The organism is Streptomyces lomondensis, from assembly GCF_014651035.1.
Classification (GTDB): domain Bacteria; phylum Actinomycetota; class Actinomycetes; order Streptomycetales; family Streptomycetaceae; genus Streptomyces; species Streptomyces lomondensis.
In genome coordinates this window covers 538,626-548,652 of sequence record NZ_BMWC01000005.1, presented here as the reverse complement: position 1 = coordinate 548,652, position 10,027 = coordinate 538,626, and the positions used below count along the sequence as shown (strand labels likewise).

General features: G+C 71.7%; 3 protein-coding genes. All 3 read left to right on the top strand.

Features of this window, described 5'->3' with window-relative positions:
* The first annotated feature begins 28 nt into the window (after positions 1 to 28).
* The 3 genes from IE255_RS20685 to IE255_RS20675 are packed head-to-tail and all read left to right on the top strand — an operon-like array spanning position 29 to position 10,027.
* Positions 29 to 3,235, top strand: a complete 3,207-nt coding sequence (locus IE255_RS20685) for a non-ribosomal peptide synthetase (protein WP_190051805.1) — start codon at positions 29 to 31, stop codon at positions 3,233 to 3,235.
* 16 nt (positions 3,236 to 3,251) lie between these two features.
* Entirely contained in the window at positions 3,252 to 9,266 is a 6,015-nt protein-coding gene (locus IE255_RS20680) for a type I polyketide synthase (protein WP_229906505.1), read from the top strand.
* Complete coding sequence (locus tag IE255_RS20675; RefSeq protein ID WP_229906504.1) at positions 9,263 to 10,027, top strand: thioesterase II family protein; 765 nt, start codon at positions 9,263 to 9,265, stop codon at positions 10,025 to 10,027. Before IE255_RS20680 ends, IE255_RS20675 begins: the two co-directional genes overlap by 4 nt.

The following is a 10,027-nucleotide window of genomic DNA, read 5'->3' as shown; positions in this document are numbered from 1 at the left end:
CACTGCGAACCCGAACGGAATGCCTTTCATGGTTGACAAGGACAACATCGAGTCGATAACCGGCCTGGCCGCGATGCAGAAGGGAATGCTGTTCCACCATGCGGCCGACGCCGGCTCGGACGCCTACGTCGAGCAGTTCGACTTCACCGGCACCGGCGAGGTGGACGCACGCCACCTGCGTACCGCGCTGACCGCTCTGTCCCGGCACTACGCCGTCCTGCGCTCCGTCTTCTCCTTCCGGAACACCGACGAGCCTTACCAGGTCGTCCTCAAGGAGTGGGCTCCGCCGCTCGACGTCCTGGACCACTCCGCCACGCCCGACGCCGAGGAGGCGATCGCCGCGTTCAAGGCGGTGGACCGCGCCCGGGGCTTCGACCTCGGCAAGGACGTCCTGCTGCGGGCCACCCTGATCCGCACCGGCGGTGAGCGGTGGCACCTCGTCCTCACCTTCCACCACATCATCCTGGACGGCTGGTCCCTGGGCCCGCTGTTCGGCACCCTGTTCGCCTACTACGACGAACTGGTCCGCACGGGCACGCTCCGGCAGCGGCGCGAGGCACACCCGTACGCCGACTACCTCGCGTGGTACGGGCGGCAGCGCGGCGAGGAAGCGCTCCGGCACTGGACGCGGGAACTGGACGGGTACGAACGGCCGGCCGTGCTGCCCACGGCCCGCCGCGCGGACGGATACCGCGGCGCCACCCACCGGTTCACCCTCCCCGACGAGCTGTACACCGGCGTGCGACGCCTCGCGCGGGAGAACCGGCTCACGCTGAGCGCCGTGTTCCAGGCGGCCTGGGGCGTGGTGCTGCAGAAGTTCAACTACACCGACGACGTCGTGTTCGGCAGCGTGGTCTCGGGCCGGGACGTCGATGTCGACGGTGTCGAGGACATGGTCGGCCTGCTGGTGAACACCCAGCCGGTCCGGGTGACCACGGGGGAGGGGACCGGCTTCGCCGACCTGTGCCGGAGCGTGCAGGACGCCTACCGCCGGGCCGTTCCGTACCAGTACTGCCCGCTGCACGAGGTGCAGAGCCAAGTGCCGCTGAAGAACGAGCTGCTGAACCACGTGCTCGCCTTCGAGAACTACCCGCTGGCCGACCGCCTGCGGGACTTCGGCTCCGACGACGGCCTCCGCCTGGAGGACGTCGAGGTGTTCGAACGGACCGACTACGACTTCCACATCATCGTCCATCCCCTGGACCGGCTGGAGGTGGCGTTCACCTACAACGCGAACCTCTACACGCCGGCCCTGATGGAGACCCTGGAAGCAGCCCTGGTCCGCGTCTTCACCGCGGCCGTCGAGGACCCCGCCGTCCCCGTCCGCCGCATCGCGCTCCTCGACCCCGCCCCGCGCACCGAAACGGACCGGGACGCGCGGCCGGCGGCGACCGCCCCGCCGACCCTGACCGACACCTTCGACGCGATCACGCGGACCCACGGCGACCGGACCGCCCTCGTGTGGCACGGCAAGGAGTACTCCTACCGCGCGATCGACCGCTGGTCCGACGCCGTCGCCCGGAAGCTGAAGGAACTGGGCGCCGGCCCGGGCGCCGCGGTCGGCGTGCTGGCCGACCGCCGTCCCGAGCTGATCGTGGCGATGCTCGGCGTGCTGAAGAGCGGCAACCACTACGTGCCGGTCGACACCAAGGACGCCGCCCCGCGGATCGAGGACGTCCTGGACGACGCGGGGGTACGCCTGCTGTGCACAGTGGAGGAGTTCACCGGCAAGGCCCCGGCCCGCATGACGACGCTGCTCGTGGACGGGCTGCCCGCCGAAGGGCCCCCGTTCCCCCGCCCGGCGTCGGAGCCCGACGCCGTCGCCTACCTGATGTACACCTCCGGGTCCACCGGGCGGCCCAAGGGCTGCCACATCACCCACCGGAACATCCAGCGGCTGTTCACGGACCAGACGTACGCCGCGTTCGGCGACGACCAGACCGTCGTCATGACCAGCTCACCCGCCTTCGACGCGTGCACCTTCGAGATCTGGGGCACCCTCGGGTCCGGCGGGACACTCGTCCTGCCCGACGAGGTCGACATTCTCGACGGCACCCGGCTCCGCGCCCTCGTCGAACGCCACGGTGCCCGCCGCCTGTGGCTGACGACCTCTCTGTTCCATCAACTGTGCGACCACGATCCGGAGATGTTCGGCACGCTCGACCACCTCCTCGTCGGCGGCACCGTGCTGTCCCGGCAGCACACGGCCAAGGCGCTGGACGCCTGTCCCGGCCTGCGGATCACGAACTTCTACGGGCCCACCGAGAACACCGTGTTCTCCACCGCCCATCCGATCCACGCCGAGGACCTGAGCCGGGACCGCATCCCCATCGGACGGGTGCTGAACCACACGACGGCCCACGTCCTCGACAACGGACTCAACCCGCTGCCCCCGGGAGCCACCGGCGAGCTGTGCCTCGGCGGGGACGGCGTCTCCCCCGGATACCTCAACAGGCCGAAGCTGACCCGGGAGAAGTTCGTCACGGTTCCCGCCCTGCCCGGCGAACGCCTCTACCGCACGGGCGACCTGGTCCGTCAGGAACCCGACGGCACCCTGGACTACATCGGCCGCACTGACGACCAGGTCAAGATCAACGGCTTCCGGGTGGAGCTGGGCGAGGTGGAGGCCCTCCTCGCCTCGGTCGACGGCGTGACCGAAGCCGTTGTGGTCGCGGCCGAGGAGAACGGGGCCAAGACCCTGCGCGGCTACTACCGCGCGGCCGGTGACCTGCCCCCCGAGGCCGTCCGGTCGGAGCTCACCGCCCGGGTGGCCGGCTACCTGGTGCCCTCGGTGCTGCTGCGGGTCGAGACCTTCCCGCTGAACAAGAGCGGGAAGGTGGACCGCGGGCAGCTGGCGCAGTACCGGCCGGAGCCCCGCGCCGGCGTCCGCGGGACGGCCGGCCGACCCCTGTCCGTTACGGAGCAGACACTGCTCGGCATCGTCTCCGACCTGCTGCCCGGCGCCGACATCGACCTGAACCAGAACTTCTTCGACCTCGGGCTGAACTCACTCGACCTCCTCACCATCGGCAACCGCCTGCGCAAGACCCTGGGCCGCGAGGTGCCCGTCCCGCTGTTCTTCGAGCACACGTCCGTCTCCGCGCTGGCCGCCCACCTCGACACCCCGGACGCGGACGGGGAAGCCGCGTCCGGCGACGCCCTGGCCGGCGAGCGGGAAGAGGAGCAGGCGGCCCTCGTGACCGGCCGGCTGCTGATGCAACTCGACGATGAGTGAGAAGGAGGGCACGGCAGTGGCTGCACGCAAGGATCCCGAACGCCGGTACACCGGACTGGAACTGGCGGTCATCGGCATGGCCGGCAGGTTTCCGGGAGCCGAAGACCTCGACGCCTTCTGGAGCAACCTCGTCGAGGAGGTCGACGCGGTCTCCCGTTTCACCGACGAGGAACTGATCGCGGCCGGCGTGTCCCCCGAGGAGCTGGCCGACGAGAACTACGTCCGGGCCCGCGGTGTCTTCCCGCGACTGGAGAGCTTCGACTCCGCGTTCTTCAACTACACCCCGGCCGACGCGGCGATGCTGGACCCGCAGGTCCGCGCCCTGCACGAGGAGGTCTACCACGCCCTGGAGGACGCCGGGTACTCGGCGGACGGACGCGGTGAGTCCATCGGCCTGTTCCTGGGGGCGACCAACAACCTCCCCTGGGAGGCGCACACGCTGCGCATGTCCATCGCCCGCTCGGGCGTGATGTTCGCCGGAATGCAGCTCAACGACAAGGACTTCACCGCCACCAGGATCGCCTACGCCCTCGACCTCAAGGGCCCGGCGCTCTCCCTGCACACCGCCTGCTCGACCTCGCTGGTCGCCGTCGACACGGCCTGCCGGTACCTGTGGACCGGCGCCTGCCAGATCGCGGTGGCCGGCGGCAGCGGCCTGACCCTGCCGCACCGGCGCGGCTACCTCTACCAGGAGAACATGATCCACTCCCCGGACGGCCGCTGCCGGGCCTTCGACAAGGCGGCCGCCGGCACCGTGGAGGGCAACGGCGCGGGCGTCGTCGTCCTCAAGCGGCTGGAGACCGCGCTGCGGGACGGGGACCGCATCTACGCGGTGATCAAGGGTTCGGCGACCAACAACGACGGCAATCGCAAGGTCGGTTACACGGCGCCGAGCATCGAGGGCCAGGCCGAGGTGATCCGCAAGGCGCACCGCGTCGCCGGCGTGACACCCGCCCAGGTGTCGTACGTCGAGACGCACGGCACCGGCACCGCCCTCGGGGACCCCATCGAGGTCGAGGCGCTGCGCAAGGCGTTCGGCCCCGGAACCGCGGGAACGGTCGGCCTCGGGTCGCTGAAGTCGAACATCGGGCACCTGGACACCGCCGCCGGAGTCGCCTCACTCATCAAGGCCTGCAAGATCGTCGAGAACCGGACGGTCCCGCGCACCCTGCACTTCGAGGAGATCAACCCCGCCATCAGCCTCGACGGCAGCCCGTTCTACGTGGTGGGACGGCAGGAGGAACTGCGGCGCAAGCACTCCCCGGAGCACGGGGAGCAGCCCCTACGGGTGGGGGTGAGCGCGTTCGGGATCGGCGGCACCAACGCCCACCTGGTCCTGGAGGAGGCACCCGCCGTCGACACCGCGCCGGCCGGGCGGCGGCACAACACCCTCGTGGTGTCCGCCTCGTCCGCCGACGCCCTCGAACGCGTCAAGCGGAACCTCGCCGCGCACCTCGACGCGCACCCGGACCTGGACGGGTCCGACCTCGCATGGACCCTGCAGAACCGCCAGCGGCGGCTCGCGTACCGCTACGCCGTCGACTTCCGCGACGCCCGGCAGCTGCGCGAGCGCCTCCAGGAGTCCCTCGACGCGCGGGAGGAACCGGCGTACCTCGGGAAGAACACCCGCAGGAGCGTCCACTTCCTCTTCACCGGCACCGGCTCGCAGCACCTGGGCATGGCCCGCGACCTCCACGCCACCGAGCCGGCCTTCCGCGACCACCTCGAGGAGTGCTTCTCGATCAGCGAGGCCCTGGGCAACCCGGTGCCCCGCGAGGTCTTCTTCGGCGACTCCGCAGCGACGGAGAAGCGGATGAACTCCATGGAGACGGCCCAGCTGATCCTGTTCATGCTGGAGTACTCCATGGCGAAGACGCTGATCGGGTGGGGCGTCGAACCCAAGGGGATGATCGGGCACAGCACGGGCGAGCTGGCCGCCGCCTGCGTCGCCGGCGTCTTCTCCCTGGCGGACGGCGTACGCCTGGTGCACGCCCGGGGCAGCCTCATGGCGGCCACGCCGGAGGGCGCCATGACGTCCGTCAAGGCCTCCGAGGACACCGTCCGGCCGATGCTGACGGAGAACCTGGTGATCGCCGCGGTCAACAGCCCCGAGGACTGCACGGTGTCCGGGGCGGTGGCGGACGTCACGGATTTCGAGCGGCGCTGCGAGGAGCACGGCATCACCGCCACCCGGGTCAGGGACCTCGCCCACGCCGCCCACTCCCCGTTCATGGAGAGCATGCTGGAGGAGTTCCGTGAGGTCGCCCGGCAGGTGACCTTCCGGCCGCCGAGGATCCCATACGTGTCGAACGTGACGGGCACGTGGATCACCTCGGAGGAGGCCACGGACCCGGACTACTACTGCTCCCACATCCGGCGGCCGGTGCGCTTCAAGGACGGCATCGACACCATCCTGGCGCGGGGGGACTCGCTCTTCGTCGAGGTCGGGCCGGGCAAGACGCTGTCGTCGTTCGTGCGGACCATCGGGCGCGGCACGGACACGGACGTCACCGCCGTCAACACCCTCCGGCACCGGATGGAGGCGCTCGGGGACGACGAGCACCTGGCGCGCGTGGTGGGCAGGCTGTGGGAGGCCGGGGCCGGGCCCGACTGGAAGGCGTTCCACAGTGGCCGCAACCCGCGCAAACTGAGCGTCCCGCTCTACCCGTTCGACCGGACCGAGTACCCGGTCGACGTGACCGAGTTCCACCGGATGCTGTCGGACGCCGGCGACACCGGCGCCCCGCACACCGCGGGCCTTTCCGGCCCCGCCACCGCGCCGGTCCCCGGCCCCGCTGCCGACGGACCGCGCCCGGCGCTGCGCCGGGTCTGGTCCCGCACCATGCTGCCCCCGCTGCGCGGCAAGGAGCGGCCGCGGGTGCCCGTGGTCTTCACCGACGACGCCGCGAAGCTCGGGCGCGTCCTGGCGGAGATCCCGCACTGGCGCGCGCTGTACGTCACCTTCGGCCCGGAGTACCGCTTCCGTGGTCCCTCCGGCGCCGTGGTCCGCCCCGGCCACCCGGACGACCTGAAGCGGCTCGTGCGGGACCTGGACCGGCACGCCCTCGCCGGGGACGCGTTCGTCGTCCACCGGGAGGACCACGCGTCGCTGATCCGGTTCCTGCGCGACCTGTGTGCGGCCGCCCCGGAAGCCGGCGCACCGGCCGTCGCCGACGTCCTGGTGCTCGACACCGCCGGCCATCTGCGCGACCACGCCGACGTGTTGCCGGGGATCATCGGCCTGAACCACGAATTCCCCGGGCTGCGCGTGCGGGTGCTGCGCTGCGACGCGCCGCTCACCGGCCGGCGGGGACGGACCGCCTGGAGCACGGGCCTGCGGCGGGAACTTAGGGAGGACGGCCCCCGGGAGGTCGCCGTCCGCTACACCGGGCCGGAACGCCTCGCGCCCGTGATGGTGCCCTTGCACGGCGACCCCGGTTCCCTGGGCGGCCCCGTCCGACGGACGACCGTCCTGTGCCGCTCCGCCGACCTCGGACCGCTGCTCGACGCCTTGGGCGACGGACTCCCGGACTGTGCGGTGCGGGTGGTGCCCTACGGCCCGGAACAGCAGGGCACGCCCGCCCCGGAGGGCGGGGCGGACCGCCGCGTCACGGTCGGGCGGCCCGTCACAGGGGCGACGTGGGGCGCGGTGACGAGTGCCCTGGCCGAGCGGCTGCGCGAAGGGGAGGAAACCGACGGGATAGTCCTGTGGGACACGCCGTCCGACGCCGCGCCGTCCGACGCCGCGCCGTCCGACGCCGCGCCGTCCGACGCCGCGCCGGACACCGGCGGCGGCCTCGCCGGCCGGCGCCGGCTCGTCGATGTGCTGCGCCGGGCGAACCGCGAGCGGGGCGTGCCCTGGCAGATCCTGTCCCGGCCGGACCTCGGCCGACGGGGCTGGGATGCCTCGGTCACCCGCTGGTTCGCCGAGAACGAGCTGATCGACGCGGCGGGGGACGTCACCCGCCTCTACGTGTTCGGCCCCCTGGTGGAAGGGAACCGGTCGGCGTTGGGCCTGCTCTCCCGGATGCACGACTCCGGCATCGGAACGGCCCACCACGGCATGGATGTCACGACCGTCACGGCCCTACGCCCGGCGGTCGGTCCCGGCCAGGAGGGCGACACGACCGGGCCCGGCGATGAACGGCACGCCGTCCGGGTGCTCATGCGGCGGGAACTGACGAATCTCCTCGGCTTCGAGGACATCGACGCGCGGCACGACATCTTCGACCTCGGACTCGACTCCGTCCGCCTGATCCGCTTCCTCAGCGTCCTCGAGGAGCACGGCCACAAGGTCCTCCCCGGCGACGTCTACAACCATCCGACCGTCGAGGACCTCGCGCGGTTCGTCACCCGGGCCACGGACAGCCCCGGCGGGGACACCGACTCGCCCGAGACGGTCGCCGCCCTGCTCGCCGGACGCCTGGGCACGGACTGCGCCGTCGAGGTGTTCCGCCCCGAGGGCGAGGGCGAGGACGAGCCCCGGCTGCTCCTCTTCGTCGACGGCCTGGACGAGGCGCTGCGCGACCGGGTCGCCCGCGAGATCCGTGATCCGCGGCTGCCCGCCGCCCTCGTGCCGCACCACGTCCTGCCCGGCTCCCTGCGCCAGGCGTTCCTGGAGCACCGGGACTTCGGCTCCCTCGGGTTCGACACCGGCGCGACGGCGGGCGAAGGGGCCCTGGACGCCGCGTTCCGGGAGGTCGACCGGTGCGGGCGCGAACTGGGCCGGCACCTCGGCTCCCGGCCGGTGAAATGGACCTACCCCCTGACCGGCATGCAGCGACAGCACTTCGCGAGCGGCGACCGGCTGCAGCTCTACGTGATGGAGTTCCGGGAGCCGGTCGACGCCGAGGTCCTGCAGCGCGCGCTGTGCGACGTCATCGGGCGGCACGGACTGCTGCGGAGCTTCCTGACCCGGTCCCTCGGCCGGCCGCGCTGGAAGGAGTTCGAGCCGCCGGAGCACGTCGCACTACCGCGGATCGACCTGTCCGGGCTGCCCCCCGGCCGGCAGGCACAGGCGCGCGCGAGACTGGCCGGCCGCGACTGGGGCCCGGCCCAGGACCCCTTCGACAAGCCCCTGTACGAGGTCGTACTCGTGAAGTACCACGAGCTGGCCTACGACCTGCTCTTCCGGTTCGACCACGCGATCTTCGACGCGGCCTCCGGCCAGGTCCTGCGAGCGGACCTGCTGAAGAGGTACCAGGAGCTGAGGGCGGGCACGGGCCGGGCGATGCCCGCTGCCAGGAGCTTCCGGCACCTCCAGCAGCGCATCCACCAGGGGCCCGTGGACATCACGGCGGACGAGATCGTCGAGAGGTTCGAGCTCGCCCGGTACGGCCGCGCCGGCGCGGTGATCCGCGACAGGGCCGCCCGCCACGCCGACCGGCCGGTCCACCGGGTCCGTCACTCCGTCGACCTCGCCGCCCTGCGCGGTCCGAACGGCGAGCCCGAGCCGTTCTCACTGGCCCTGCGCCTGTACGCCCGCCTCGTCGCCCGGCTGCTGTCGGTGGACGAGGTCGCGACCGACCTCGTGGTCCGGGCCCGGACCTTCGGGGGCGAGGACTTCTCCGAGGTCATGGGCATGGCCCTGGACGTCCTGCCCGTGGTGCTCCCCGCCGGTCCGGACGCCGGCGAGGATCCGGCGGCCGTCGTGGGGGCGCGGATCCGCATGCTGAGCAGGCACAACATCAGCTTCCTGGACCTCGGCCACGACCTGCGCTCCCGCCTGGCCCACCGCAAGGTGTCCGCCGCGACGCAGGGGTTCACCGGCCGGTCCCCGTGCGTGTTCAACTTCGCCGGCCGGGTGGAGGACGCCTACGACTCCGTAGGGGACCTGACGCCGGACCAGGCCGTGGACCACGACGCGACCGGCGGCGCCGACTGCTTCTGCGCGGCCAAGACCGGCAACGGCCGGCTCGACCTCGTCCTGCAGTGCAGGTGGGCGGACGAACCCGACGACATCACCAGGATCCTGGACGAGGAAGTCCGCGGCCTGGTGCGAGAGAACGACAGTGTGAGGAGTCCTTCGTGACCATCGATGCACAGATCCCGGTCGTGTGCTTCCCCCACGCCGGAGCGGGCGCCCTGTACTACGGCAAGTGGCGTTACGCATTCCGGGACGGCGTCGACTTCCGTGTCGTCCAGTACCCGTTCCGCGAGCGTCGGCTGAGCACCCCGATGCCGGCGTCCGTCGGCGCCCTGGCGGGGGAGATATTCGCCGAGTTCGCCGACGTCTTCCGCGGCACGTACGCCATCTGGGGGCACAGCATGGGCAGCGTCATCGGTTACGAGGTGGCCAAGCTGTGCCAGCAGCGGCTGGACAACCCCCCGCTGGTGTTCTTCGGTTCGGGTTCGTCCGCGCCGTGCGAGTCCCGGTTCACCCGGGTGAAGGACCTCGACACCCCCGAGGGCTTCGACGATGTGCTGCGCCGCTACGGAGGGGTCGGTGAGGAGGTGCTGCGGGACACCGGCTTCGTGAAGTACCTCGCGCCCGTCATCGAGGCGGATCTGCGGCTGATGGGCGGGTACGAGGACACCGCCCGGGAGAAGCTGCGGTGCCCGGTCGTGCTCATGCAGGGTCGTGAGGACACGGTCACCTCCGACTCCTGGGCGCACTACACGGACGGCCCGTTCGAGGTGTTCGAGTACGACGGCGGGCACTTCTTCCACGACGCGCACCGGGCCTCGATGGCCGCGCTGATGGAGTCGAGGATCCAGAGGCGGTGGCAGCAGAGGCAGGCGTCGTCCGACGCGTCCGGTAGCCCCGCGGGGCTGGGGCACGAGCGAGGGTGA

Coding starts and splice junctions, on each gene's coding strand:
- IE255_RS20685 (WP_190051805.1), top strand. CDS start 29: ATGGTTGACAAGGACAACATCGAGTCGATAACCGGCCTGGCCGCGATG.